At 62.3% G+C, this 22,863-nt stretch carries 31 protein-coding genes, 1 other RNA gene and 1 pseudogene; 17 read left to right on the forward strand and 16 right to left on the reverse strand.

The genetic code is table 11. From position 1 onward, the window contains the following. Positions 1–2: 2 nt before the first annotated feature. Positions 3–551 carry a sigma-70 family RNA polymerase sigma factor gene (locus J2X35_RS13895; protein ID WP_056112597.1) on the forward strand — a complete coding sequence of 183 codons (549 nt, stop codon included), beginning with the start codon at positions 3–5 and terminating at the stop codon, positions 549–551. A gap of 55 nt (positions 552–606) precedes the next feature. On the opposite strand, the gene J2X35_RS13900 is transcribed toward J2X35_RS13895, so the two are convergent. Continuing rightward, the gene (locus J2X35_RS13900) at positions 607–993 is read right to left on the reverse strand and encodes a response regulator (protein WP_310186364.1); all 387 of its coding nucleotides are present in this window, start codon (positions 991–993) and stop codon (positions 607–609) included. Positions 994–1,142: 149 nt separating this feature from the next. On the opposite strand from J2X35_RS13900, the gene J2X35_RS13905 reads away from it, so the two are divergent. The 3 genes from J2X35_RS13905 (at position 1,143) to J2X35_RS13915 (ending at position 2,810) form a co-directional block, all read left to right on the forward strand. Further along, positions 1,143–1,901 carry a Crp/Fnr family transcriptional regulator gene (locus J2X35_RS13905; protein WP_056116122.1) on the forward strand — a complete coding sequence of 253 codons (759 nt, stop codon included), beginning with the start codon at positions 1,143–1,145 and terminating at the stop codon, positions 1,899–1,901. A 114-nt stretch (positions 1,902–2,015) separates the two neighbouring features. Further along, positions 2,016–2,342 (forward strand): YqjD family protein, encoded by a 327-nt coding sequence (locus tag J2X35_RS13910; protein ID WP_056112594.1) that lies wholly within the window; start codon positions 2,016–2,018, stop codon positions 2,340–2,342. 15 nt (positions 2,343–2,357) lie between these two features. Continuing rightward, complete coding sequence (locus J2X35_RS13915) at positions 2,358–2,810, forward strand: hypothetical protein (protein ID WP_056112590.1); 453 nt, start codon at positions 2,358–2,360, stop codon at positions 2,808–2,810. Between the two features lie 29 nt (positions 2,811–2,839). On the opposite strand, the gene J2X35_RS13920 is transcribed toward J2X35_RS13915, so the two are convergent. Then, a complete protein-coding gene (locus J2X35_RS13920; RefSeq protein ID WP_310186368.1) occupies positions 2,840–4,366 on the reverse strand; it encodes an HWE histidine kinase domain-containing protein in 1,527 nt (508 codons plus the stop codon). Between the two features lie 139 nt (positions 4,367–4,505). Between J2X35_RS13920 and J2X35_RS13925 the strand changes: the two genes are divergently transcribed. Next, positions 4,506–4,682 carry a hypothetical protein gene (locus J2X35_RS13925; protein ID WP_310186370.1) on the forward strand — a complete coding sequence of 59 codons (177 nt, stop codon included), beginning with the start codon at positions 4,506–4,508 and terminating at the stop codon, positions 4,680–4,682. 26 nt (positions 4,683–4,708) lie between these two features. Here J2X35_RS13925 and J2X35_RS13930 read toward each other — a convergent pair whose 3' ends face one another. Then, positions 4,709–5,626, reverse strand: coding sequence for a diacylglycerol kinase family protein (locus tag J2X35_RS13930; RefSeq protein ID WP_056112587.1), 918 nt, complete (start codon positions 5,624–5,626; stop codon positions 4,709–4,711). 251 nt (positions 5,627–5,877) lie between these two features. Here J2X35_RS13930 and J2X35_RS13935 point away from each other — a divergent pair, with 251 nt between their 5' ends. The 5 genes from J2X35_RS13935 to J2X35_RS13955 all read left to right on the forward strand — a co-directional run bounded on the left by J2X35_RS13935 (position 5,878) and on the right by J2X35_RS13955 (position 9,757). Next, the gene (locus J2X35_RS13935; RefSeq protein ID WP_310186372.1) at positions 5,878–7,281 is read left to right on the forward strand and encodes a PRC-barrel domain-containing protein; all 1,404 of its coding nucleotides are present in this window, start codon (positions 5,878–5,880) and stop codon (positions 7,279–7,281) included. 247 nt (positions 7,282–7,528) lie between these two features. Beyond that, on the forward strand, positions 7,529–8,470 hold the full coding sequence (locus tag J2X35_RS13940; RefSeq protein WP_310186374.1) for a VOC family protein: 942 nt from the start codon (positions 7,529–7,531) through the stop codon (positions 8,468–8,470). Next, positions 8,467–9,105: an alpha/beta hydrolase gene (locus tag J2X35_RS13945; protein ID WP_310186377.1), complete on the forward strand. Its 639-nt coding sequence runs from the start codon at positions 8,467–8,469 to the stop codon at positions 9,103–9,105. The genes J2X35_RS13940 and J2X35_RS13945 overlap by 4 nt, the downstream gene beginning before the upstream one ends. Before the next feature lie 2 nt (positions 9,106–9,107). Next, positions 9,108–9,407, forward strand: coding sequence for a GNAT family N-acetyltransferase (locus J2X35_RS13950; RefSeq protein WP_056112578.1), 300 nt, complete (start codon positions 9,108–9,110; stop codon positions 9,405–9,407). Between the two features lie 53 nt (positions 9,408–9,460). After that, the gene (locus tag J2X35_RS13955; protein ID WP_310186379.1) at positions 9,461–9,757 is read left to right on the forward strand and encodes a GNAT family N-acetyltransferase; all 297 of its coding nucleotides are present in this window, start codon (positions 9,461–9,463) and stop codon (positions 9,755–9,757) included. Positions 9,758–9,801: 44 nt separating this feature from the next. On the opposite strand, the gene J2X35_RS13960 is transcribed toward J2X35_RS13955, so the two are convergent. From J2X35_RS13960 to J2X35_RS14000, 9 genes are all read right to left on the reverse strand, one after another. Then, positions 9,802–11,058, reverse strand: coding sequence for a D-amino acid dehydrogenase (locus J2X35_RS13960; RefSeq protein WP_310186381.1), 1,257 nt, complete (start codon positions 11,056–11,058; stop codon positions 9,802–9,804). Further along, the gene (gene alr / locus J2X35_RS13965) at positions 11,055–12,197 is read right to left on the reverse strand and encodes an alanine racemase (protein ID WP_310186382.1); all 1,143 of its coding nucleotides are present in this window, start codon (positions 12,195–12,197) and stop codon (positions 11,055–11,057) included. Before alr ends, J2X35_RS13960 begins: the two co-directional genes overlap by 4 nt. A gap of 149 nt (positions 12,198–12,346) precedes the next feature. Continuing rightward, entirely contained in the window at positions 12,347–12,871 is a 525-nt protein-coding gene (locus J2X35_RS13970; protein ID WP_056112569.1) for an RNA pyrophosphohydrolase, read from the reverse strand. Positions 12,872–12,897: 26 nt separating this feature from the next. After that, positions 12,898–14,088, reverse strand: coding sequence for a VWA domain-containing protein (locus tag J2X35_RS13975; RefSeq protein ID WP_310186384.1), 1,191 nt, complete (start codon positions 14,086–14,088; stop codon positions 12,898–12,900). A gap of 3 nt (positions 14,089–14,091) precedes the next feature. Beyond that, a complete protein-coding gene (locus J2X35_RS13980; protein WP_310186385.1) occupies positions 14,092–14,520 on the reverse strand; it encodes a YeeE/YedE family protein in 429 nt (142 codons plus the stop codon). A 2-nt stretch (positions 14,521–14,522) separates the two neighbouring features. Next, the gene (locus J2X35_RS13985; protein WP_056112561.1) at positions 14,523–14,951 is read right to left on the reverse strand and encodes a YeeE/YedE family protein; all 429 of its coding nucleotides are present in this window, start codon (positions 14,949–14,951) and stop codon (positions 14,523–14,525) included. A 25-nt stretch (positions 14,952–14,976) separates the two neighbouring features. Beyond that, the gene (locus J2X35_RS13990) at positions 14,977–15,420 is read right to left on the reverse strand and encodes a GNAT family N-acetyltransferase (RefSeq protein ID WP_056112559.1); all 444 of its coding nucleotides are present in this window, start codon (positions 15,418–15,420) and stop codon (positions 14,977–14,979) included. A 78-nt stretch (positions 15,421–15,498) separates the two neighbouring features. Further along, positions 15,499–15,861: a hypothetical protein gene (locus tag J2X35_RS13995; protein WP_310186387.1), complete on the reverse strand. Its 363-nt coding sequence runs from the start codon at positions 15,859–15,861 to the stop codon at positions 15,499–15,501. 196 nt (positions 15,862–16,057) lie between these two features. Further along, a complete protein-coding gene (locus J2X35_RS14000) occupies positions 16,058–16,897 on the reverse strand; it encodes a MoxR family ATPase (protein ID WP_056112554.1) in 840 nt (279 codons plus the stop codon). Between the two features lie 126 nt (positions 16,898–17,023). Here J2X35_RS14000 and ssrS point away from each other — a divergent pair. From ssrS to J2X35_RS14020, 4 genes are all read left to right on the forward strand, one after another. After that, positions 17,024–17,181: non-coding RNA, 6S RNA (gene ssrS, locus J2X35_RS14005), on the forward strand. 168 nt (positions 17,182–17,349) lie between these two features. Beyond that, a complete protein-coding gene (locus J2X35_RS14010) occupies positions 17,350–17,937 on the forward strand; it encodes a 5-formyltetrahydrofolate cyclo-ligase (RefSeq protein ID WP_310186389.1) in 588 nt (195 codons plus the stop codon). A 65-nt stretch (positions 17,938–18,002) separates the two neighbouring features. Continuing rightward, positions 18,003–18,827 (forward strand): TIGR00282 family metallophosphoesterase, encoded by an 825-nt coding sequence (locus J2X35_RS14015; protein ID WP_056112549.1) that lies wholly within the window; start codon positions 18,003–18,005, stop codon positions 18,825–18,827. 77 nt (positions 18,828–18,904) lie between these two features. Further along, positions 18,905–19,657, forward strand: a complete 753-nt coding sequence (locus tag J2X35_RS14020) for a TerC family protein (RefSeq protein WP_056112547.1) — start codon at positions 18,905–18,907, stop codon at positions 19,655–19,657. A 36-nt stretch (positions 19,658–19,693) separates the two neighbouring features. Here J2X35_RS14020 and J2X35_RS14025 read toward each other — a convergent pair whose 3' ends face one another. From J2X35_RS14025 to J2X35_RS14035, 3 genes and pseudogenes are all read right to left on the reverse strand, one after another. Next, on the reverse strand, positions 19,694–20,083 hold the full coding sequence (locus J2X35_RS14025; protein ID WP_056112544.1) for a VOC family protein: 390 nt from the start codon (positions 20,081–20,083) through the stop codon (positions 19,694–19,696). 22 nt (positions 20,084–20,105) lie between these two features. Next, positions 20,106–20,468, reverse strand: a complete 363-nt coding sequence (locus tag J2X35_RS14030) for a hypothetical protein (RefSeq protein ID WP_310186393.1) — start codon at positions 20,466–20,468, stop codon at positions 20,106–20,108. 17 nt (positions 20,469–20,485) lie between these two features. Beyond that, positions 20,486–20,967 (reverse strand): annotated as a pseudogene (locus tag J2X35_RS14035) (SRPBCC domain-containing protein). Positions 20,968–21,018: 51 nt separating this feature from the next. Here J2X35_RS14035 and J2X35_RS14040 point away from each other — a divergent pair. From J2X35_RS14040 to J2X35_RS14050, 3 genes are all read left to right on the forward strand, one after another. Then, positions 21,019–21,351, forward strand: a complete 333-nt coding sequence (locus J2X35_RS14040; RefSeq protein WP_310186394.1) for a metalloregulator ArsR/SmtB family transcription factor — start codon at positions 21,019–21,021, stop codon at positions 21,349–21,351. Positions 21,352–21,616: 265 nt separating this feature from the next. Next, complete coding sequence (locus J2X35_RS14045; RefSeq protein WP_056112535.1) at positions 21,617–22,366, forward strand: YebC/PmpR family DNA-binding transcriptional regulator; 750 nt, start codon at positions 21,617–21,619, stop codon at positions 22,364–22,366. Further along, the gene (locus J2X35_RS14050; RefSeq protein WP_310186398.1) at positions 22,363–22,656 is read left to right on the forward strand and encodes a SelT/SelW/SelH family protein; all 294 of its coding nucleotides are present in this window, start codon (positions 22,363–22,365) and stop codon (positions 22,654–22,656) included. The genes J2X35_RS14045 and J2X35_RS14050 overlap by 4 nt, the downstream gene beginning before the upstream one ends. Before the next feature lie 9 nt (positions 22,657–22,665). On the opposite strand, the gene J2X35_RS14055 is transcribed toward J2X35_RS14050, so the two are convergent. Continuing rightward, complete coding sequence (locus tag J2X35_RS14055; RefSeq protein WP_164481585.1) at positions 22,666–22,827, reverse strand: hypothetical protein; 162 nt, start codon at positions 22,825–22,827, stop codon at positions 22,666–22,668. Positions 22,828–22,863: the final 36 nt, after the last annotated feature.

Raw genomic sequence — 22,863 nt, forward strand, 5'->3', positions numbered from 1 at the left:
ACATGTCCGTATCACCGCGCTTCAAAACCGATCTTCTCGGTTCCATCCCGTCCTTGCGGGCGTTTGCCGTCTCACTGACGCAAAATTCCGACAAGGCGGATGATCTGGTCCAGGAAACGCTGGTCAAGGCCTGGGACAAGCATGAAAGCTTTCAGCCCGGCACCAATCTGAAAGCCTGGCTGTTCACGATCCTGCGCAACGAATTCTATTCGCAGATGCGCAAGCGTGGCCGTGAGGTCCAGGACAGCGAAGGCATCATGACGAGCCGCCTGGCCGTCCACCCCGCCCAGCATGGGCAGCTTGACCTGAAGGATTTTCGCGGCGCGCTGGAACAGCTTCCCGAAGACCAGCGCGAGGCTATCATCCTCATCGGAGCCTCGGGCTTTTCCTATGAGGAAGCGGCCGAGATTTGCGGATGCGCCGTTGGCACGATCAAGAGCCGCGTCAGCCGCGCCCGCACCAAGCTGCAGGACATACTGAAGATTTCGGGCGAGGACGAGTACGGCCCGGACGCTATATCCTCCCAGGTCATGGGTTCTTCCGCCGCCTGACCCGCGGCCGGCAGCACCTTAACCAAAGCCGGCAGAAAATGCCGGACGGATGTCTCTAGCTTGCCGGCACCGAGGTGCGACCGCAGGTTGAAGCGACCGCCTCGACCAGATCTTCGCCGGAATATGGTTTCGCCACCAGTTTGACCCCTGGAAAGGCGCTCAGAAGTTCAGGGGTGTCGGAATAGCCGGAGGCGAAGACGAACGGAACCTTATGGTCGCGCAGGGTGGCGGCGAATTCGACGGTGGAAGTGCCGTTCAGCATCAGATCGACGATGGCGACGTCAAAGGCAGCCTTGACCTGGCTGACGTCAATTTCGGTAAGATCGCGGGCAATGGAAACGTCGCTTGCGCCATGGTCACGGCACAATTGTTCGACGTCCATGGCGATAAGAAACTCGTCTTCGAGAATGAGCACGCGCAGGCCATTCAGCAAAAGGGACACTTCAACAATAACTCCTTGAAAATCAGTCTGACTCATGAACGGAATTGGCGACGCTGTCATTTAAAAAAAATGTACAGTGATTGAGACTTCGCTAAAATTCCTGGCCTGAAAAGGCTATTGAAAATCAGTATCTTAGTGAGATGATGGAAATGTCGGGCCAGAAAGACCGTGTTTTTTCCACGCGCCGATATCCGTGTGAAGAATGCCCGCTGAGGCCGCTTCCGCTTTTCCGCGAATTCGAAACGCAGGAACTGGCATTCATCAGCAAGTTCAAGAAGGGCGAGCTTGCCGCCGCCAAAGGCGCGACCGTTCTTGTCGAGGGCAGTCACAGCGCCCATCTGTTCACCGTTCTTTCGGGATGGGGCTTCCGCTACAAACTTTTGTCCGACGGGCGCCGTCAAATCCTCAACTATGTGATGCCTGGCGATCTGATCGGCCTACAGGGCAGCATCATGGGTGAGATGCAGCATTCCATCGAGGCGCTTTCGGACATGCTTTTGTGCATGTTCCAGCGGGATGAACTGCCGGAGTTGTACCAACGGCATCCTGAGCTTGCCTATGACATAACCTGGCTGGCGTCGCGCGAGGAGCGCATGCTGGATGAGAACCTTCTCTCCATCGGCCGCCGCTCGGCGCTTGAGCGCGCCGCCTATCTGATCGCCTTCATTGCCGATCGTGCCGTCGGTGTGGGTCTCAACGGCAAAAAGCCGATCGAAATCCCCATTACCCAGCAGCATGTCGCCGATACGCTCGGTCTTTCGCTCGTGCACACCAATAAGACGATCCGCAAGCTCGTCGAACGCAAGCTGATCGTCTGGAAGGATGGCTGCGAAGTGACTGACGCCAAGGGGCTGCGCCAATTGGCGGGATGGGAAGGGCTCGGCGAAGGCAAGCGGCCTTTGATTTGATCGTTTCGTGCCTTTGTTGCCTTCTCTGCCGAAGGATTTCAAAGGAGATGATTCAATCCGGAACCTTGCCCGGCGACGGACGTTTCAACCGGCATACACAACAAGGAGTTCAGTATGGCCACTGTAGCTGGAAAGACCGTCAACGAGAGCAGGTCGACATCCGATCTGGAAGCCGACATCAAGCTGCTCAAGGCAGACATCGAAAAGCTGACCAAGCAGCTGGCCGCGACGGGGCAGCATAGCTACGGCACCGCCAAACGTGCAGCCACCGAAGGTGTGGAGCAACTGCGCGTGCAGGGCGAGGCGGCCATGGAAAGCCTCAAGAGCAATGCCCGCGATCTTGAAGAGCAGGTTCTCGCCAACGTGCGCGAAAAGCCGGTGACGTCGCTGGCGATCGCCGCAGGCGTCGGCTTCCTGTTCGCTTTGCTTTCACGCCGCTAGGATCGCGCCGAAATCATGGGAATGCTGGCAACCCTGCTTGCGGGGCTCGCTTCGGGCGAGACGGCGGCAGCGATTCAGCGCGCAAAACTGGGAGCCGTGGCCTACACGCTGGCTGCGGTATTCTTCCTTGTCGGCGCGGGGTTCTTTATTGGAGCGGCCTATATGTGGGCGGCTGTCCGCTATGGACCGATTGAAACCGCGCTTGGCTTCGGCGTTGTGTTTGTCGTGGTTGCCGGCCTTGTCGTGGTGATGTTCAAGCTGTCCGCCGGCTCCAGGTCGCGGCGGCGGGCAAGACGCCGCAAGGCGGATCTAGCAGCCGTTGGCGCAACCACCGCGCTCGCGCTCCTCCCTACACTGCTGCGCGGGAAGGTCGGTCTGGGCGCCATCATCGGTCCGGCGATTGCGCTGGCGGCCTATGCGATTTACCGCGAAAACGTGAAACCGCCGCCCGGGCCTGACGAGGGCTGAGCTCCCGTTCGGGAGCCTGCCCGCGTAGCTCAGGCGAGCCCGTCCTCCAAGGGTATGGAAATGCGGGCGTGCACGCCTTCCGGGCGAAATTCATGCGCCACTTCGCTGGAAAGCACCTTGGCGAGGCTGCGGCGGATCAAGATTGAGCCGAAGCCGTGGCGCGCGGGCGGCGAAACCGCCGGCCCGCCATGTTCGGTCCAGGTCAGCGTCAGTTTGCGATCCTTGACGCCGCCGTGCGCTCTCCAGGAAAGTTCGACGATGCCTGTCGCCCCGGACAATGCGCCGTACTGGAGCGCGTTGTTGGATAGTTCGTGCAGGACAAGCCCCAATCCAACCGCCTGATCCGGGGTCAGGAAGATGTCCGGGCCGGAAACCTGGATGCGCTGCCCGTCTCTTGCATCGAACGGCCGCGTCTCGATCTGCACCAGTTCCCGGATGCCGATGCCACGCCATTCGCGATCCGAAAGCAGGTTATGGGCTGCACCCAAGGCCTGGAGCCTGCCGCTGAAGGCGGCAAGAAACTCACCCGGGTCGCTGGCATGACGGACTGTCTGCGTCGCCAGAGCCTGCACGGTCGCCAGCGTGTTCTTGACGCGATGGTTCAACTCGCGCAGCAGCAGGCGCTGGCGGTCGTCGCCAAGACGCCGTTCGGTGACATCGTAGTTCACGCCGAAAATAAGGGTCGGCCTGCCATCGTCGTCGCGCTCGATGACGCGGCCACGGGTAGCCAGCCATCGGGGCGGGTCGAAGCCTTTGACGCGGAATTCGCCGGAATACTGGTCTTCACCGTTCAGCGTGTCGAGAAAACGCGCTTGGGTTCCCTTGACGTCGCGGCGATCCACCGCACGCAGGACCTCGCGGGCCGTCAGCCGCGTCGCGCGCGGCAGGTTCAACATCTGGGGCAGCAAGACGTCGCAATCGACCGTATTCGTCCGCACGTTCCAGACCCAACTGGCAAGCGCCGCCGCATCCAGTGCGATGGCGCGGCGTTGCTCCTCAAGTCGAAGCGCTGCCTTCGCCAAGACGCCGCTGCGACTCGAATCCTTCAGCGTGAACAGGCTGGCGGCCAGAGCCGCCATGGATTCAAGCTGCTGCAGCTGCTCGTCGGATGGCAAACCACGGGGTTCGCGATCGAGCACGCAAAGCGTTCCGATGCGGGCGCCAGCGACGATCATCGGCGCCCCGGCGTAAAAACGGATATGTTCCGCACCCGTGACCAGCGGATTGGCAAGGAAACGCGGATCGGTCGTGGCATCGGTGACGATCATGGCTTTGTCACCCGCGGCAATGGCATGGGCGCAGAATGAAATATTGGTGTCGGTGCCGGCGCTATCCAAGCCGACACACGACTTGAACCATTGCCGCTCGACGTCGAGAAGCGTCACCAGCGCGACCGGCGTCTTCATCAGGAAGGCGGCAAGGCTGGTGAGCCGGTCGAAATCCGCATCAGCCGTAGCGCCAAGGGTCTGAAGGTCCTGGAGGACACTTAGCCTGTGTTCGTCGTCAACCGCCCGGCGTACCTTTGCGGGCAGTCCGATACCTTTACTTTCGCCCACGAAGCCCCCGGAATTTTTGGCTCTTTGCCGAAGCCGGCTCAGTCCCGCCGAGACGGCCCGGAACCTTAGCTGAGAGGAACCGTTGGTTCACAACCAACTTCCACGACGCCTCACAGCGCCGACTCCATGGAGGCCGAATATGACCAAAATCGTTTCCGATACCGATGCCCGACAGGGGCGCAGGGGCCGTCAGGTCCTGATTGTTCTTATCGCCGCCCTGCTTCTGGCTTTCGCCGCATGGGGGGCAGCCGAGTTCTACGGCGAAATCATCGATGCGGGTACGCCTGCCGGCCAGGCCCAGACGCCCAACGGGTAGGCGGTGTCGGGGCTGCGGCGTGAGCATCATGCCGCTTTTGCCTTGACTGCGGCTGCCGGCACCAGAACGTTCAGCGCGCGCGGATGAATCGCCAGGGCCGTTAGAGATTCAAGTTTGACCAACTCTCCATCAATGACGGCACGAGGCCTGCGGGAGGAACCGATGGCGAGCGTCGCCTTGTTGGCCTGATGGATTTCCACATGTTCGTTGTCGCGCCATTTGCCGCGCGCCATGTTGAAGAAAAACCTGACCAATTCGCCACGCTGGCGCGCCAGGGTGACATAGATGCCCAGGACGCCGCCGGCAGGGTTATCGGCATAGGGAAGGTGGCCTTCGCCAAACAGATTGTTGGTGACGCCGATGCCGGTGGTGCGGGTTTTTATTTCGGCATCGCCGATGGTCAGCGTGACGTTCATGGCGGGAGGATTGTTTATCGTTGCCCAGGCAGCGCGAGCCGATGCCCGGATCTTGCCGAGGCGTGAGCCGAATTCCATTTTTTCGCGCAACTGCACCATCTTTGCATGCATGCCGATCGAAAACTGGTGCACGAACGGTTCGCCATTGGCAGTCGCCACATCGACTGCGATGATCTTGCCGCTGGCGAAAGCCACGATGGCCGCGTCCAGTGTCTGCGGGATTCCGAGTCCCCGCGCGAAAAGGTTCATGGTCCCGGCGGGCAGGATCGCCAGCGCCTTCTTTTTGCCCATGAGGATGGCGGCCGCGGTGGATATCGTGCCATCGCCCCCGCCGGCGAGCACGATGTCTATGTTCCGCCGTGCCGCGGCCTTGCGCAGATGCTGCTCGACCTCGCTGCCATCGACAATGTCGATAACAAGCGAATGACCGGCCTGTTCGAGCACTTCGCGCATGCGGGAACTGAATGCCTGAAGATCGGTTGTGCGCAACGTGCCGCCCTCTCGGTTCAGCACCGCTGCAAATCGCATGCCCCTCGCCAAGGATACCTTTCCCCGAACAAAAACCGGCCGGAAATGGCTCCAGCCTATGCGCAAACGCGTTTTGCGACGGATGGTTCCGCAGAAAATCGAAAAAAATGCTTTGAAAATGCTGCGGCAGAATGCCCGAAAACCCGGCATTGGAAGCCGGAACAACGGCGACGCCGACACGTTGTCCACCCGTAGAAGCAGCGGCCAGCCGTGCCGCGCGCCCGATGAATTAACGGACGAGGAGAAATATCATGATACGCAAGCTATTGGCCACGACGGCCCTGGCTACGATGGTAGCAAGCGGCGCCTATGCCCAGAACGCGACGACACCGGCGCCGGCAAGTCCGCCAGCCGCCGAAAGCGCCGCTCCCGCCGCCCCTGTCGTCCGGTCGGACGGCAGCCTGGTTTCGAATGTCATTGGCGAAGATGTCTATAATGGCAGCGGCGACGACGCTGAAAACATCGGCGAAGTGTCCGACATCGTCTTCGATAAGGACGGCAAGGCCCAATCCCTGATTATCGGTGTTGGCGGGTTCCTCGGCGTTGGCTCCAAGAATGTCGCCATGGAGTTCAGCAAGCTGAAATGGACCGAAAAGAATGGCGACCGCTGGCTGGTGGCTGACACCAGCAAGGATGCGCTGACGGCGCTACCCGCATTCGACGACCGGCCTTACGAGCCGGCTCCGGCTCCGGCCGCGGATGGCGGTACAGCCATGGCTCCTTCGGCATCGGGCACAACTCCGGCCGCGCCTGCTGCGCCGGCGACCGACACGGCCCAGAAGGCCCCGGCCGACACCAAAGCCGCGCCGGCTGACGCCACGCCGGTCCAGCCCGCCGACGGCGCGCTGGCCAGCAACATCATGGGCGAGGATGTCTACAACGGTACCGGTGACGATGCTGAAAACATCGGCGACGTGAAGGATATCGTTCTGTCCAAGGATGGTGCAGCCGAGTCGCTGGTCATCGGCGTCGGCGGCTTCCTGGGCCTCGGCACGAAGAACGTTGCCTTCGATTACGGCAAGGCCGAATGGGCCGAGAAGGACGGCGATCGCTGGCTGGTCGTCAGCGCGACGAAGGAAGAACTGCAGGGTCTGCCGGACTTCGACCGCAAGGCTTACGATCCGGCACCGGCTGCTGCGGCGGCAGGCGAGCCCACCGCACCTTCGGCAACCGCTCCGGCTACGGCAACCAATGAAGCCACGCCTCCGGCCGCATCGGACGGCGCAGCCGCACCGGCCCCGATGGCCGCCGCGCCTGCTGAACCGAAGGCCGACGCCGATTCGGCGGACAAGACGGAAACCGCTGCGATCGACCGTTCGACGCTGACGGAAATGCCCGCGGACAAGATCAGCGCAGACACCCTCATCGGCACCAATGTCTATGGCGCCGACGATGCCGATATCGGCGAGATCAGCGATATCGTCCTGTCGGCCGACAACAAGGTGGATGCCGTGATCATGGATGTCGGCGGCTTCCTCGGCATTGGTTCGAAGTCCGTCGCGGTCGGCATGGACAATCTCAAGTTCATGTCCGACAAGGACGGCAACAACTACCTTTACACGAACCTCACCAAGGAACAGCTCGACAAGCAGGTCGCCTATGACAAGGGCAGCTATGCCGAGAAGCGCGACGAACAGCGCTTGATCGTCCAGTAAAGTATCGAAGTTCCAATGACGAGGCCCGCGCCGGAAACGGCGCGGGCTTTTTTTCGTCCTACAGTGCGCGCCTGGCATCATCATTGTGAACAAAATGGTCGGGATTGTTCACTTTTAAAGGACAGTTCATCCTGCGTTTGGCGTCTTTCCCACCGGCCCAGGTCCTCTCATATTCCCTGCAACGGCGGCATTGGCCGCGTTTAAAGAAATCGGCGCGGCACCGGGCGCGCCACGAGAGGAGAAGACCATGCTCGACCAGATCAAGGGGCTGCACCACGTAACGTCAATGGCCAGCGACGCCCCGCTCAACAATGATTTCTTCACGCACAAGCTGGGGCTGCGGCGGGTCAAGAAGACCGTCAATTTCGATGCGCCGGATGTCTATCACCTCTATTATGCGGATGAGTTCGGCACGCCCGGCTCGGTCATGACCTATTTCCCGTTCCCCAGTATCGGCAAGGGCCGGCATGGAGTCGGCGAAGTCGGAACGACGGTGTTCTCGGTGCCGGAAGATACGCTCGGCTACTGGGAAAAGCGGCTCGCCGATAAAGGCGTCGCCGCCATCTCGCGCAGCGAGGCTTTCGGCGAAAAGCGGCTTGCTTTCGCCGGTCCGGATGGCGAGGGCTTCGCGCTTGTCGAAGACAAGTCCGACAGCCGCGCCCCCTGGGTCAAGGGCGGCGTGCCGGCCGACGAGGCGATCCGTGGTTTCCACTCCGCTTCCTTGCGATTGAAGGATGCCGGCGCCACCGAGGAACTGCTGAAATTCATGGGCTATGAGGAAGTCGATACCTTCGGAAACACCAGGCGCCTCGCCATCAAGGGCGGCAATGGCGCCGATGTCATCGACATCGAGACGCTGCCCGGCGCGCCTTTCGCGGGGCTCGGCGCGGGGTCGGTGCATCACATCGCCTTCGCGGTGGAAAACCGGGCCAAGCAGCTCGAAGTGCGCAAGGCGCTGATGGATACCGGCCATCAGGTCACGCCGGTGATCGACCGCGACTATTTCTGGGCGATCTATTTCCGCACGCCGGGCGGCGTGTTGTTCGAGGTGGCGACCAACGAACCCGGCTTCGACCGGGATGAGGACACCGCGCATCTCGGCGAGGCGCTCAAGCTGCCGGCGCAACATGCCCATTTGCGGCCCTATCTGGAGCAGCACCTCCAGCCGCTGGACGGGGGCCGGTCATGAGCGAGGACGCCTACATCCACAAGGTGCTGCCCGGTTCGCCGGGCGGCCCCATCCTTTTCGTCTTCCACGGCACCGGCGCGGACGAGACCCAGCTTGTTCCGCTCGGCCGCGATCTCGTGCCGGCGGCCATCGTGTCGCCACGCGGCGACGTTTCCGAATATGGCGCGGCGCGCTTCTTTCGCCGTACCGGCGAGGGTGTCTACGACATGGGCGATCTGGCGCGCGCCACGGCGAAGATGAGCAGCTTCGTCAAGGCACATGCGCGACCGGTGGCGGACACGACTGACGGAAAGTTTTCGGCGGTCCTCGGTCTCGGCTATTCGAACGGCGCCAACATACTGGCCTCGCTGACTTTCGCCGAACCGGACCTGTTCGACGCGGTCGTGCTGATGCATCCGCTCATTCCGTTCCAGCCGGAGATCAAGGGCAGCCTCGCGGGCAAACGCATCCTGATCACGGCCGGCCGGCACGACCCGATCTGTTCGCCCAACCTGACCGCGCGGCTGGAAGCCAATTTGCAGTCGGCCGCCGCGGATGTCACAGTGGAATGGCATGAGGGCGGGCACGAAATCCGCGCCAACGAAATCGAGGCGGCGCGGCGGTTCCTGGCTGCCCGACCGGGACAAGGAGCCTGACGATGAACGAGCAATTGCCGGAAATCACCCTGGAGGACAATGGCAGCAAGGGCCGCTATGTCCTGCGCGGCCCGGATGGCGCCGAGGCGGAGATGACCTTCACCAAGGTCGGCGAGCGCCAGATCATCATCGACCATACGGGCGTGCCGGATGCGTTCCGCGGACAGGGCGCAGGCTTGCGTCTGGTGACCCGCGCGGTCGAGGATGCGCGAGCCGCCGGCAAGACGATCATCCCGCTTTGTCCTTTCGCGGCGGCGCAGTTCCGCCGCCATGAGGAATGGGCGGACGTGCTGAAGCGATAGCGGAACCGGCTGGCCGGCAGCGCATTGGATTGGAAGAAACACGGAAGTAAGTCATGGACATGCAGGCAGAGATTCGCCGGGAAGAGACAGACGGGAAGGGCCGTTACGTCCTTGCCACCGCAGATGGGCAGGACGCCTATCTCACCTATGTGCGCAGCAGCCCGGACCACATCGCCATCGACTACAGCTTCGTGCCGCCGTCGGCGCGGGGCCGTGGCGTCGCCGCCATGCTGGTGCTGCGTGCCGTTCAGGATGCGCGCGAAAGCGGTACGTCGATCACGCCTGTCTGCGGCTATGTGGCTGCCGAGTTCCGCCGTCACAAGGACTGGCAGGACGTGCTGGCGCAGTAAGCCCGTCGCGCCAGTCTATCGAGTTATCAGGTTTTCCGGTCCGCTCAGCTTGCGTAACGCGCAAGGCTGAGCGCATCCGCGTGGATATCCGGTGCGCGGCCAGAGACGATGTCGCTCAGGACGCGGGCCGAGCCGCAAGCCATGGTCCAGCCCAGCGTGCCGTGGCCGGTGTTCAGATAAAGGTTCGGAAATTTTGAAGCGCCGATGATCGGTGGTCCGTCCGGCGTCATCGGCCGCAAGCCGCACCAGAAGGACGCGGCTGCAAGGTCCCCGGCGCCGGGGAAAAGATCGCCTACTGAATGTTCGAGCGTTTTGCGCCGCGCGTCGTGCAGCCGCATGTCATAGCCGGAGATCTCGGCGGTGCCGCCGACGCGGATGCGGTTGCCCAGCCGGGTGATCGCCACCTTGTAGCTTTCGTCCATGACGGTCGAGACAGGCGCCTTGGCCGCATCAGTGATCGGCACCGTGATCGAATAGCCCTTGACCGGATAAAGCGGGATCGGCTGGCCGATGCGGCGCATCCAGATCGGCGAATAGCTGCCCATGGCCATGATGTAGGCGTCCGCGGTGCGGGTCCCGGCGCTGGTGTCGCAGCCGCTGATGCGGCCCTGCTCAGCGCTTATTGTGTTGAGGGTGACGCCATATTCGAATTTGACGCCTCGGGCGGTAGCCATGGCCGCCAGCCTGTCGGTGAACAGCTTGCAGTCGCCGGTCTCGTCGCCGGGCAGCCGCAGGCCGCCGACGAATTTGTCCCGCACCGCGGCCAGACCCGGCTCGGCGCCGATACAGCCGGCGGGTTCCAGCACTTCGTAGGGCACGCCGTAGTGCTTCAGCACCTCGACATCGCCACCGACGCTGTCGAGCTGTTTTTGCGTGCGGAAAAGTTGCAGCGTGCCTTGCGCGCGCTCGTCATAGCGGATGCCGGTTGCGGCGCGCAGCGCCTTCAGCGTGTCGCGGCTGTATTCGGCCAGCGGCACCATCCGGGCTTTGTTCACCGCGTAGCGGGCCGAGGTGCAGTTGGCCAGCATGCGGACCAGCCAGTTCCACATATGCGGATCGAAGGCTGGACGCACGACCAGCGGGCCGTGCTTCATCAAAAGCCATTTGACCGCCTTTAGCGGCACGCCGGGGCCAGCCCAAGGCGAGGAGTAGCCGGGCGAAACTTCGCCGGCATTGGCGAAGCTGGTCTCCAGCGCCGGTCCAGGCTGACGGTCGATGACCGTGACCTCATGGCCGGCTTCGGCCAGGTAATAGGCAGATGTGACGCCGATGACGCCGCTGCCGAGGATCAGGACCTTCATGACGTCTCTCCTCCCAGATACCGCCGGTGGAAGCGGTGGCCGAGACTGGTAAGGATTTCGTAGCCGATCGTGCCGGCGATGGCAGCGATGTCATCAACGCTTTGCGACGGCCCGATCAGTTCGACGAGATCGCCCCGCTGCAACCGGTCCGGCGGCAGCGCCGAAATGTCGATGACGATCATGTCCATGGAGACGCGGCCAACAAAGGGCAGGCGCACGCCGTCGATAAAAGCCGCCGCCGAAACGCGACGCTGCCAGCCGTCGGCATAGCCGATGGAAAGCGTGGCAAGCCGCATCGGGCCGGGCGCGGTGAAGGCATGTCCGTAACCGACGCCGGTTCCGGCCGGCAGGTTGCGGGTCTGGATCACCTTCGCGTCCAGGCGCACAACCGGCAGCATGGGATTTTCTAATACTGGGGTCGGATTGACGCCGTAAAGCGCGACGCCCAGCCGGGCGAGGTCCATACGCCAGGGCGGTTCGAGGAACGCGCCGGAAGAATTCGCAAGCGAAGCCGGAGCCTCGGGCAGCAGCCGGCGCAGGCGCTCGAATTCCAGAAGCTGAGCCCGGTTCGCCGGATGCGAAGGCTCATCGGCGCAGGCGAGATGGCTCATCACCAGAACGATGTCGATGCCCTCGAAGGCTTTGGAATCTGCGGCAACCGCTTCCACCTCCCGCGGGGTCATGCCGAGGCGCGACATGCCGCTGTCTACCTGCAGAGCGGCGGGTAGAGTGCGTCCAGCTCTGGCGGCAGCGCCGCGCCATGCCTGCAACTCGAGGCCACTGTTCAGGACGGGGATCAGTCCGGCTGCAAGGATTTCCGTCTCTGCGTCGGGCGAAATGCCATTCAGCACATGGATTGCGGGACCATTGCCAAGCGCTTCGCGCAGGGCGGCGCCCTCGGTGACATGGGCGACGAAGAAGCTGTCGCAGCCTTCCGCCATCAAGGCCTTCGCCACGGGGATCGCGCCAAGCCCATAGCCGTCCGCCTTGACGACCGCGGCGCAGCGCATGCCGCCGAGCCTTGCCTTCAGCCGGCGATAATTCTCGCGCAGCGCGCCGAGATCGATGGTCAGGACTGCGCCGGCGGCGGCAAGGCTCGGCGTCCGGTCGTCAACCGATCTCGCGAAACTCCCGCTCACCCGCCAACCTCGTGCATTTCCCGCTTCGACACAACCGTGCTTCTAGCATGGATATGGCGCACGATCCTCTGCCATTGGCTGTCGAGTATCGCGTATCGTGCGAATTTCCGGGCGGAAAACAGAGCTTCCTGCACGATATCGCCATCTCGTCAGGCGAGGTGGCGAAATGCCTCGATAACCTCTTCATAAACCTTGCGCTTGAAGGGCACGATCAGGCCGGGCAGGTCGTCCAGCGGGTGCCAGGCCCATTCGTCGAATTCGGCTTTGTGGCCGCCCGGCGGTGGCGCGATGCGGATTTCGCTTTCGTCGCCGTGGAAGCGGAAGGCGAACCACTTCTGTGTCTGGCCGCGATATTTGCCCTTGAAGGCGACACCCATCAGATCCGGCGGCAGATCGTAGTTGATCCAGTGTGGAATCTCGCCAAGCAGCTTGAGGCTTTCCATGCCGGTTTCCTCGAGGATTTCCCGCCATGCGGCCTCGATCGGCTCCTCGCCCTTGTCGATGCCGCCTTGCGGCAACTGCCACAAAAGGTCGATGCCGGTGAACTCGCTATCCGGCTCGGCAATGCGGTGCCCCGCCCAGGCGTACCCCTTGTCGTTCAGGATCAGCATGCCGACGCAGCGCCGGTAAGGAACGCCCTCGGGATCGAACTTCTTTTTCTTGTCGGCTGCCATGGAGGACCTCGGGATATCTGGTTTGTTCAATGCTTGCGGGACAGCTGCTTCGTCGCGGCCTCAAGTCCGGTGAGGGTGAGCGGGAACATGCGGCCTTCGAACAGGTCGCGGATCATGCCGATGGAATGGGTGTAGTTCCAGTGTTTCTCGCCGGTCGGGTTAAGCCACACGGCGTTCGGCCAGTGCGCCATGACCCGCCCGAGCCAGACCGCGCCGGCTTCGGGGTTCCAGTGCTCGACCGATCCGCCCGCATAGGCGATCTCATAGGGGCTCATGGCGGCGTCGCCGACGAAAATCACCTTGTAGTCAGGTCCGTATTTATGAATCAGGTCGAAGGTGGACAGCGTCTCGGCATGACGCCGGCGGTTGTCCTTCCAGACGCCCTCGTAAAGGCAATTGTGAAAGTAGAAATATTCGAGCTGCCGGAACTCGGTGCGGGCGGCTGAAAACAGCTCCTCAACCACCTTGATGTGGTCATCCATCGATCCGCCGACATCGAAGAACATCAGGAGCTTCACGGCGTTGCGCCGCTCCGGCCGCGTGCGCACGTCGAGATAGCCATGCTCGGCAGTGGCGTGGATGGTGCCGGGCAGGTCGAATTCCTCCTCGGCGCCCTCGCGCACCCAGCGGCGCAAGCGCTTGAGCGCGACCTTGATGTTGCGGGTGCCGAGCTCGACGGAATCGTCGAAATTTCGAAACTCGCGTTTGTCCCACACTTTCACGGCGCGGCGATGGCGGCTTTCGTGCTGGCCGATGCGGACGCCTTCGGGATTGTAACCATAGGCGCCGAAGGGCGAGGTGCCAGCGGTGCCGATCCATTTCGAGCCGCCCTGATGCCGGCCCTTCTGTTCTTCCAGCCGTTGCTTGAGCGTCTCCATCAGCTTGTCAAAGCCGCCCAGCGCCTCGACCAGCTTTTTCTCCTCTTCCGACAGGTGCTTTTCGGCCAGCCGGCGCAGCCATTCCTCCGGAATCTCGACGGTCTCGATACTGTCCTGCCCAGACAACGCCTCGACGCCCTTGAAAGCGCGGGCGAAGACTTGGTCGAAGCGGTCGATGTGACGCTCGTCCTTCACCAGGGCCGAACGCGCGAGGTAGTAGAATCCCTCCACATCATAGTCGACAAGCCCGGTCTCCAGACCTTCGAGCAGAGCCAGATATTCCCGCAGCGAAACGGGGATTCTGGTTGCTTTCAGGTCGAGGAAGAAGGGAATGAACATGAACTACCCGCCGCGCCGGGATTCGATTCCTGTGGCCGAGCGAGCCAGCATAAGGCCTACAAACATCGCAGGCAGGAAAGTCAACACACCGGGGGCCGTCAGGCCTAGAGCAGTGAGCGCCGGTCCGGGGCATAAGCCACCCAAACCCCACCCGATGCCAAAGATGGCCGCACCGGCAAATAGCCGGCGGTCCAGGTCTTTTCTCGTCGGCAGGTGGAACACCGAATCCATCAGCGGCCGTTTTCTTTTCAGTACCAGACGGTAGCCGACAAAGGCGACGACAACCGCGCCGCCCATGACAAAGGCCAGCGACGGATCCCACGGGCCGAACGGATCGAGGAAATTGAGAACTTTGGCAGGGTTGGACATTCCGGAAACGACCAGCCCGATGCCGAACAGTAATCCAACCAACAGGTTGACCAGAAAAGACATGGTCAAAGCCCCACCATGTGCCTGGTCACAAACACAGTCGCGAATCCAGCAAGCATGAATGTGATCGTGGCCACGACCGAGCGCAGGGACAGACGGGAGATACCGCAGACGCCATGACCGCTGGTGCAGCCGCCTCCCAAGCCTGCTCCGAAACCCACCAGCAGACCCGCAAGCGCCATGAGCGGCAGGTTGGCCGAAATATCCTGCCGGAGGGAGGCGCCTGTCACAGCCATGACGGCGAACGGCGCAAGGACCAGCCCGGCGACAAAACCGAGGGCAGGCAGGACAGGGCGGCCAATATAAGGCGGAAGCAACCGTGCGGCGATGCCGCTGATCCCGGCGATCCGCCCCTCGAAAGCCATCAGCAACACGACAGACAGCCCAATCAGCGCGCCGCCGGCGAGAGATGCGAAAGGTGTGAACTCGGTCATGGGTTATCCGATACAAGAGGTTGCTTCATAGCAGATCGTATTCGATGAAACCTGTCCTGCGCGCCACGCGGTCGTACAATTTCCGCGCGGTGGCGTTGGTTTCGTGCGTCATCCAGTAGACATTGGTGACGCCGATCTTCGCCGCTTCCTGCCGCACAGCCTCGATCAGCGCGGCGCCGACGCCCCTGCCGCGGATTTCAGGGTCGGCAAACAGATCCTGCAGGTAGCAATTGTTGACCAGCGACCAGCAGGAGCGATGATACATGTAGTGCGTCAGGCCGACCGGTTTGCCTTCGAGCAGGGCGATGAAGCCTTTCGGCTCGAACTCGCCCGGCGTGAACAGCCGCTGCCAGGTCGAGACGTAGACCTCTTCCGTTACGGTCGCCTCATAGAAGGTCAGATAAGCGGTCCATAGCCGGCGCCACGCGGCGTGGTCGGTTTGCACCAACGGACGGACAGCAACGATCATGACAGAATCCCGATGAATATTTTCGACACTGTCGCTGCCCTGACCGCGCAAGGCAAGACAGGGCTTCGGCGCGGCTCTTCAGCCTTCCCAGACTTTCTCGAAGGTAAATCCGGTCAGACCGGATTTGGTGATGGCGCTCACGGCCTCGCCGGTCAGATAGACACCGCCTCTGGGCATTTGCTTCAATTTGAAAACGGGTCCCGCCTGCGCCACCGACGGCAGAAATTCGTGGCGCACTATGTCCAGTATGTCTGGTCCGGGTGAAAAGCGAACGATCTCGGACCGGTTTTCGTCGAGAACATCGGCAAGGTTGTGGACGTGGACATAGGACAGGCGCGGATAGGGCGTGCCGGCGACAGGCACGTACTGCGCCGCACGACCAAAAACCGGTCGCAGCCGCGCGCGGGCCGGAGCCTTTATCACAAAGCCGTGGCTGCCCATCCAAGGGCGCATCGACGGCGTCGCGAGGGCCGTCATCGTCCTGCGTTATGTGGATGGCACGGATCGGCCAGTTCCACCATGGGATGCGTTTCGATCCGGCGGCGAGCATTTTCTCGAGCTGCCGGTGGTCATCGACTGTTACCCACTCGCAGCCAAAGGGCACCGTCGGCACAAAGACTTCCATGGCTGTATCCGACTATGCCTGCCGTTTCGCCAGGAACGCCAGGCGTTCGAACAGATGCACGTCCTGCTCGTTCTTGAGCAGCGCGCCATGCAGCTTCGGCAAGGCATTCTTGGGGTCGGCGCGCAGGTCGGCGGGGTCGATGTCGTCGGCGACGAGCAGGCGTATCCAGTCGAGCGCCTCGGAGGTCGACGGTTTCTTCTTCAGGCCGGCGACGTCGCGGATCTCGTAGAACTGGGTCAGCGCGGCACGCACCAGATCCTGCTTGATGCCCGGATAGTGGACCTCGACGATGCGCGACAGCGTGTCGGCGTCAGGGAAGCGGATGTAGTGGAAGAAGCAGCGGCGCAGGAAGGCGTCCGGCAGTTCCTTCTCATTGTTGGAGGTGATGATGACGATGGGGCGGACATCCGCCCGGATCGTCTCTCCAGTCTCATAGACGAAGAACTCCATCCTATCGAGTTCCTGCAGGAGGTCGTTGGGAAACTCGATGTCGGCCTTGTCGATCTCGTCGATCAGAAGCACGACCTTTCGGCCGGCGGCGAAAGCCTCCCACAGCTTGCCGCGCTTGATATAGTTGGCGATGTCGTTGAAGCGTTCGTCGCCCAGCTGGCTGTCGCGCAGGCGCGAGACGGCGTCGTATTCATAGAGGCCCTGCTGGGCGCGCGTGGTTGATTTGACGTGCCATTCGATCAGGTCGAGACCGAGCGCCGCCGCCACTTGTCTGGCCAGTTCGGTCTTGCCCGTACCCGGCTCGCCCTTGACCAGCAGCGGGCGCTCCAGCGCGATCGACGCATTCACCGCCACCATCAGATCCTTGTCGGCGATATAGGCCGACGTGCCTTCGAACCGCATCCAGAACTCCCTTTTCGTATCAGCGGGACAGTAGGATTGTGCGATGCGGCACGCAACCAGTGCAATACACATGCCGCTAGCGTATTGCCGCTGGCGCGAGGAGGCTCGCGGCTCTATATTGGCGTTGGCGGTCTGCGCTTCCCGGCAGGAGAGACATATTCCCCGGGGCCTTATCGATCTCAAAGGGAGCTGTCCCTGGCCGGGCCCGTGGGCTCGGACACACGGCGCCCACCTACTTTGTAGGTTCCCGGGATCGACTTCTCCACCGGTCGTGTGGATCGCCACTTCCCTTTGTATTTTCGGAAATATCGGTTCAGACCGACTTTGGCTTGTTGGAAATCCATGCCTGAACATCTCCAGTGCAGGGTTTAGAACGTTTCGGTTCCGGATGGATCACGGCCGGACATGAGGGTACATGGTGGCTGACGCCTGTATCGACGCCGAGCCGTAATATGACCTCTTCGAAAGATAGGAAAACGCAACTCCGGCGCGAAGCGCTCGGGCGCCGCGATGCGCTCGATCCGGTCTGGCGCATCGAGGCGTCGCTGCTGGCGGCAGAGAAGGGCGCCGCCGCGATCCAGTTCGATCCCGGAGCGATTGTTTCCGGCTTCCTGCCGATCCGGTCGGAGATCGATCTGAGGCCACTGATGGCGGCACTGACGGAGAAAGGCGCGAGGCTCTGCCTGCCCGTTGTGCTCGACCGGGAGACGATCGTGTTTCGGGAACTGGTGCGGGGCGCGCCGCTGGTGTCGACGGGCTTCGGCACCGCCGGTCCCGGACCAGAAGCCGCCATACTTGATCCCGACGTCCTGCTGGTGCCGCTGGCCGCGTTCGACAACCGGGGACATCGGCTGGGTTATGGCGCCGGTCACTACGACCGCGCCATCGCCCGCCTGCACGGGCAAGGAAGACGGCCTCATCTCGTCGGCGTCGCCTTCGATTGCCAGGAGGTGGCGCGCCTGCCGGACGAGCCGCACGACATCGCGCTTGCCGAAATACTGACCGAGAATGGGTTGCGGAGGTTCGCCGCCACTGGGTAAAAAGCCTTGGGCGCAAGGTTCTCGAGCATCGGCGCTTGCGGTAACGTAAAGCGTCAGGTGAACGAATGAGACTTCTCTTTCTCGGCGACATGGTCGGCAAGACCGGGCGGACGGCGGTGTGGGAGCAGCTTCCCGGACTGATCTCCGACTTCAAGCTGGATTTCGTCATCGTCAACGGTGAGAACGCCGCCGGCGGTTTCGGCATCACGGAAGAAATATTCCGCGCAACGCTCGATGCCGGCGCCGACGTGGTGACCACCGGCAATCATGTCTGGGACCAACGCGAGGCGCTGGCCTTCGCGCCGCGCGAGGAACGGTTCCTGCGGCCGGCGAATTTTCCCAAGGGTACGCCCGGACGTGGCACGGGTGTCTACATTGCACGCAACGGCGCGCGGGTGCTGGTGTCCAACATCATGGGGCGCGTCTTCATGCATCCGGAACTGGACGACCCGTTCCAGTCGGCTGAACGCGAGCTTGCCGCCTGTCCGCTGGGCGAACAGGCGGACGCCGTGGTCGTCGATTTCCATGCCGAGGCGACCAGCGAGAAGATGTGCTTCGCGCATTTCGTCGACGGCCGCGCCAGCCTGGTCGTCGGCACGCATACGCACCAGCCGACCGCCGATCATCATATCCTCAGTGGCGGCACCGCCTACATGAGCGATGCCGGCATGTGCGGCGATTATGACTCCTCGCTCGGCATGGACAAGGAGGAGCCGCTCAACCGTTTCCTGTCCAAAGTGCCGAAGGGACGTTTCGAGGCTGCCAGCGGACCGGCGACATTGTGCGGCGTCGGCGTCGACATTTCCGACCGCACCGGCCTGGCAGAACGCATTGCGCCGTTTCGTCGCGGCCCAAGGCTGGAAGAAACGGCCCCTTCGTTCTGGGCGTGACATTGATATCGCCGGCGGTCATACCTAATTGCCGGCGAACCTGATCAAGCCGAAGACATGACGAGGGGACCACCGCCATGCCGATAATCGACTTTCTCGCGCCGTATTTCACTTTCGTCAACGACCCGACCGCCTGGGTGGCGCTGCTCACTCTCATCGTGCTTGAGATCGTTCTCGGCATCGACAATCTGATCTTTATCTCCATCCTCACCAACAAGCTTCCCGAGGGACAGCGCGTCCAGGCGCGGCGGCTCGGCATTTCAGCAGCGCTGATCATGCGGCTGGTGTTGCTCGCGACGATCTCCTTCATCGTGCAACTGACCAATCCGCTGTTCACCGCCTTCGGCCACGGCTTCTCGTGGCGCGATCTGATTCTGATCGCCGGCGGTCTGTTTCTGGTGTGGAAGGCGACCAAGGAAATCCATCACACGGTCGATCCTGAAGACCACAAGGATACGATGGTCAGCAAGACGCTGCAGCTGACGCTGGGCGCGGCGATCTTCCAGATCCTGTTGCTCGACCTGGTGTTCTCGATCGACTCCATAATCACCGCGGTCGGCATGACCGACGAGATCGCCATCATGTATATCGCCGTCATCGTCGCGGTCTCTGTGATGATGCTGGCAGCAACGCCGCTGGCGAATTTCATCGAGAAGAACCCGACCATCGTCATGCTGGCGCTCGGCTTCCTGCTGATGATCGGCATGACGCTGATCGCCGACGGTTTCGGCTACCATGTGCCGAAGGGTTATATCTACGCGGCCATGGGTTTCTCGGCGCTGGTCGAGGGGCTCAACATGCTGGCGCGGAAAAGGAAAGGCGGTCACTAGCCGACTGAAGCCGGCCCAAGGCCGGCTTCTCCGGCATCAGGGCAGATTGATCTGCCAGGAGACGCCGAAGCGGTCGTTCAGCCAGGCGAAACGACGGCTGAAGCCGTAGTCGCCGATCGGCATCAGCATGCCTCCGCCTTCGGCCAGCACCGCCACGATGCGCTCAAGCTCTGCTTCGCTATCGACGTTCATGAACAGGGATATCGATGGCGTGAAGGTGAAGGCGTGGTGGACATGGCTGTCGCTTGCCATCACCTCCAGTCCCGCGATCGCGGCGCGCGCCGTCTTGACCGTCCCGGCCGGCCCAGGTTCGCCCGGTCCATAGCGCACCACATCAATGATGCGGCTGTCGGGAATGGTTTCGCAGTAGAAGGTCAAGGCCTCCTCCGCCCTGCCTTCGAACATCAGGAATGGGCTCAAGGTCATTGGCAGTGTCTCCTTCGTTTGGTCACCAGGCGTCCGGTTCGCGCACCATGTGGACGATGCCGGACGGGTTCATGATCCAGCCGCCGCGGAAACCGGGCCCGAGGGGCTCGATCGGATCGCAGCGCGTCACGCCGGCGTTTTCCAGACGCTGAAGCGCGGTTTCGTGATCGTCGGTGAAGAACTCCAGCCAAACTTCCGCCTGGCTCATCGCCGGCGCCTCGTCGATCCAGAGCCGGTTCGGCCCAAGCTCGAAACCGACGGCGGGCGCCTTCGCGTCAAAGGGTTTCAGGCCGACGACATCGCGGTAGAAGGCGATCGTCTGCCGGTACTGATGGCTCGGGACCTTCATGGCGATGTTGATGCCGCCCCGGATCTTTGCGTTCATAGCGAGCCTCTCGGTTATCAGCGGTTGTCGGGGCTGGCTTTTTCGCCCCGCATCTCGGAGCGGAAGTAGCCCTCGCGCAGATTGATGCCGTATTCGACATAGGCCTTCATGCAGGCAAGCATTGCGACCAGCCTTCACAGTTGAGATATGAATTCTTGCGGCCGGTCTCATCCTCGCGCCAGCCGCTCTCGGCGATGGTGACCAGGGTGCCTCCGTCATCCAGCGCCTCGAAATCCATCTCGATCAGCGTCTTGTAGGCCGGTTTTCCGTCGTCTCCGAGCGCGTCCCAGCGCAGCACGATGCGCTTCCGCGGCACAACCTCGTCGACCTCGACCGGTACCGAGCCCCACCAGGTCACCGTAGTGCCGGCGACCAGCGGCGCGCTGGCGCCGTTGATGGTGGTGAAATAGCCGGAGAGCTTCTTCGGATTGACGACGGCGTCGAAAACCTCGGCAGCCGGCCTGCCGATACGGCCCGAAACCTTGATCCCGATGGACATATCCACAGCTCCTTCCTTGATTGAAACCATGATATGTTATAGATTTATAACATGTCAAGTGAGGCCAAGGATGACCCCATTTTCAAGGCGCTGGCGCATGTGCGCCGGCGCCTCATTCTGGATGAACTGAAGGAAGGCCCGAAGACGACCGGCGCCCTGTGCGACACCTTTTCCGACATGGACCGCTGCACGGTGATGCTGCATCTCAAGGTGTTGCAGGAGGCAGGGCTGGTCGTCGTGAGGCGCGAGGGACGCGAGCGCTGGAACCATCTCGATGCTTTGCCGATCAAGCAGATTCATGACCGCTGGATCAGCGAATACGCTTCTCATGCGGTCAGCATACTGGACAGGCTGAAGCAGGATCTCGAGGGGGGAGCGGTCTAGACGCCCGTGGACGGCGGAGCCACCTGCTGCGCCCCTGCCGGAACGGCGAAAGGCCGGCAGAAAACCACGACGACCAGGCGCTCAAACGGCATGTGCTTTCCCCGAGGCAGCCGCGGAAGACGACCGCCATGGCGACTATGGCCGCCTGCGCCTCCGCGACGGAGTCACGATTTCGCGAGCCGCAAAAAGGGCGGCGTCTGGACGGGCCAAGGCGATTTATCTATAAGCCGGCCAAATCCGAAAATTTGAACACGACAGGGTTTCCATGGCTGGCCATTCTCAGTTCAAGAACATCATGCACCGCAAGGGCCGCCAGGACGCGGTGCGGTCGAAGATATTCTCCAAGCTGGCGCGCGAGATCACCGTCGCCGCCAAGCAGGGCATGCCCGATCCGGCGATGAACCCGCGGCTGCGTCTGGCGATCCAGAACGCCAAGGCCGAGTCGATGCCGAAGGACAACATCCAGCGCGCCATCAACAAGGCGTCCGGCGGCGATGCCGAGAACTATGAGGAAGTCCGCTATGAGGGCTATGGTCCGGGTGGCGTTGCGCTGATCGTCGAGGCCCTGACCGACAACCGCAACCGCTCGGCTTCGAATGTCCGCGCCGCCTTCACCAAGGCCGGCGGCGCACTCGGCGAAACCGGTTCGGTGTCGTTCATGTGGGACCGCAAGGGCGAGATCTATTATCCAGCTTCGGCAGGCGACGCGGACAAGCTTATGGAAGCGGCAATCGACGCCGGGGCCGAGGATGTCGAAACCGACGAAGAGGGGCACACGGTCTACTGTGCCTTCGAGGATCTGGGCGAGGTGTCGAAGGCGCTTGAAGCCTCGCTCGGCGAGGCTGAATCCGTCAAGACGATCTGGCAGCCGCAGAACAACGTGCCGGTCGATGAAGAACGTGCGCAGTCGCTGATGAAGCTGGTCGCGACGCTCGAGGACGATGACGACGTGCAGAACGTCTATGCCAATTTCGAGGTCGATGAGGAAACGCTGGCGAAGCTTTCCGCCGCATGAGCGAAGCCGCCAAGCCGCGCATCGTCATCACCTATTGCACGCAATGCATGTGGCTGCTGCGCGCCGGCTGGATGGCGCAGGAGCTTCTGTCGACCTTCGGTCCGGAACTGGGCGAGGTGGCGCTGGTCCCCGGCACGGGCGGCATCTTCACCATCAGCTGCAACGACGAGCTGATCTGGGAACGCAAACGCGACGGCGGTTTTCCCGATGCGGCGCGGCTCAAGCAGCTGGTCCGGGACATCGTCGATCCCGGCCGCGACCTTGGCCATGCCGACCGCAAACCTGAATAGGCCTGGCCGTCAGCGGCCCTTCCAGCTTCCATAGGCGGCGCCAAGGCCTGCGCCCAGCGCAATTCCCGCGCCAATGCCGACGGCCATGTTTTCAAGAACGACACCAAAGGCTGAGCCTAGCGCGACGCCGACAGCCATGCCCATTGCCATATTCGAATATTGATCCTTCATGATCGGACTCCCTGTGGCGGCCGGACAGTAGGCCAG

The organism is Mesorhizobium sp. BE184 (genome assembly GCF_031457045.1).
In the GTDB taxonomy this organism is placed as follows: Bacteria; Pseudomonadota; Alphaproteobacteria; order Rhizobiales; family Rhizobiaceae; genus Mesorhizobium.

Excerpts from the sequence above, each read along its gene's own strand:
- J2X35_RS14010 (WP_310186389.1), top strand. The coding sequence starts at position 17,350 with ATGACCTCTTCGAAAGATAGGAAAACGCAACTCCGGCGCGAAGCGCTC.
- J2X35_RS13985 (WP_056112561.1), bottom strand. The coding sequence starts at position 14,951 with ATGACCGAGTTCACACCTTTCGCATCTCTCGCCGGCGGCGCGCTGATT.
- J2X35_RS13925 (WP_310186370.1), top strand. The coding sequence starts at position 4,506 with ATGACCAAAATCGTTTCCGATACCGATGCCCGACAGGGGCGCAGGGGC.
- J2X35_RS13975 (WP_310186384.1), bottom strand. The coding sequence starts at position 14,088 with ATGTTCATTCCCTTCTTCCTCGACCTGAAAGCAACCAGAATCCCCGTT.
- J2X35_RS13940 (WP_310186374.1), top strand. The coding sequence starts at position 7,529 with ATGCTCGACCAGATCAAGGGGCTGCACCACGTAACGTCAATGGCCAGC.
- J2X35_RS13895 (WP_056112597.1), top strand. The coding sequence starts at position 3 with ATGTCCGTATCACCGCGCTTCAAAACCGATCTTCTCGGTTCCATCCCG.
- J2X35_RS13970 (WP_056112569.1), bottom strand. The coding sequence starts at position 12,871 with ATGGCAGCCGACAAGAAAAAGAAGTTCGATCCCGAGGGCGTTCCTTAC.
- J2X35_RS13935 (WP_310186372.1), top strand. The coding sequence starts at position 5,878 with ATGATACGCAAGCTATTGGCCACGACGGCCCTGGCTACGATGGTAGCA.
- J2X35_RS13980 (WP_310186385.1), bottom strand. The coding sequence starts at position 14,520 with ATGTCTTTTCTGGTCAACCTGTTGGTTGGATTACTGTTCGGCATCGGG.
- J2X35_RS14055 (WP_164481585.1), bottom strand. The coding sequence starts at position 22,827 with ATGAAGGATCAATATTCGAATATGGCAATGGGCATGGCTGTCGGCGTC.
- J2X35_RS13930 (WP_056112587.1), bottom strand. The coding sequence starts at position 5,626 with ATGCGATTTGCAGCGGTGCTGAACCGAGAGGGCGGCACGTTGCGCACA.
- J2X35_RS14020 (WP_056112547.1), top strand. The coding sequence starts at position 18,905 with ATGCCGATAATCGACTTTCTCGCGCCGTATTTCACTTTCGTCAACGAC.
- J2X35_RS14040 (WP_310186394.1), top strand. The coding sequence starts at position 21,019 with ATGTCAAGTGAGGCCAAGGATGACCCCATTTTCAAGGCGCTGGCGCAT.
- J2X35_RS13955 (WP_310186379.1), top strand. The coding sequence starts at position 9,461 with ATGGACATGCAGGCAGAGATTCGCCGGGAAGAGACAGACGGGAAGGGC.
- J2X35_RS13960 (WP_310186381.1), bottom strand. The coding sequence starts at position 11,058 with ATGAAGGTCCTGATCCTCGGCAGCGGCGTCATCGGCGTCACATCTGCC.
- J2X35_RS14015 (WP_056112549.1), top strand. The coding sequence starts at position 18,003 with ATGAGACTTCTCTTTCTCGGCGACATGGTCGGCAAGACCGGGCGGACG.
- J2X35_RS13945 (WP_310186377.1), top strand. The coding sequence starts at position 8,467 with ATGAGCGAGGACGCCTACATCCACAAGGTGCTGCCCGGTTCGCCGGGC.
- J2X35_RS13915 (WP_056112590.1), top strand. The coding sequence starts at position 2,358 with ATGGGAATGCTGGCAACCCTGCTTGCGGGGCTCGCTTCGGGCGAGACG.
- J2X35_RS13910 (WP_056112594.1), top strand. The coding sequence starts at position 2,016 with ATGGCCACTGTAGCTGGAAAGACCGTCAACGAGAGCAGGTCGACATCC.
- J2X35_RS14000 (WP_056112554.1), bottom strand. The coding sequence starts at position 16,897 with ATGCGGTTCGAAGGCACGTCGGCCTATATCGCCGACAAGGATCTGATG.
- J2X35_RS14050 (WP_310186398.1), top strand. The coding sequence starts at position 22,363 with ATGAGCGAAGCCGCCAAGCCGCGCATCGTCATCACCTATTGCACGCAA.
- J2X35_RS13995 (WP_310186387.1), bottom strand. The coding sequence starts at position 15,861 with ATGGGCAGCCACGGCTTTGTGATAAAGGCTCCGGCCCGCGCGCGGCTG.
- J2X35_RS14045 (WP_056112535.1), top strand. The coding sequence starts at position 21,617 with ATGGCTGGCCATTCTCAGTTCAAGAACATCATGCACCGCAAGGGCCGC.
- J2X35_RS13950 (WP_056112578.1), top strand. The coding sequence starts at position 9,108 with ATGAACGAGCAATTGCCGGAAATCACCCTGGAGGACAATGGCAGCAAG.
- J2X35_RS13905 (WP_056116122.1), top strand. The coding sequence starts at position 1,143 with ATGTCGGGCCAGAAAGACCGTGTTTTTTCCACGCGCCGATATCCGTGT.
- J2X35_RS14025 (WP_056112544.1), bottom strand. The coding sequence starts at position 20,083 with ATGACCTTGAGCCCATTCCTGATGTTCGAAGGCAGGGCGGAGGAGGCC.
- J2X35_RS13990 (WP_056112559.1), bottom strand. The coding sequence starts at position 15,420 with ATGATCGTTGCTGTCCGTCCGTTGGTGCAAACCGACCACGCCGCGTGG.
- J2X35_RS14030 (WP_310186393.1), bottom strand. The coding sequence starts at position 20,468 with ATGAACGCAAAGATCCGGGGCGGCATCAACATCGCCATGAAGGTCCCG.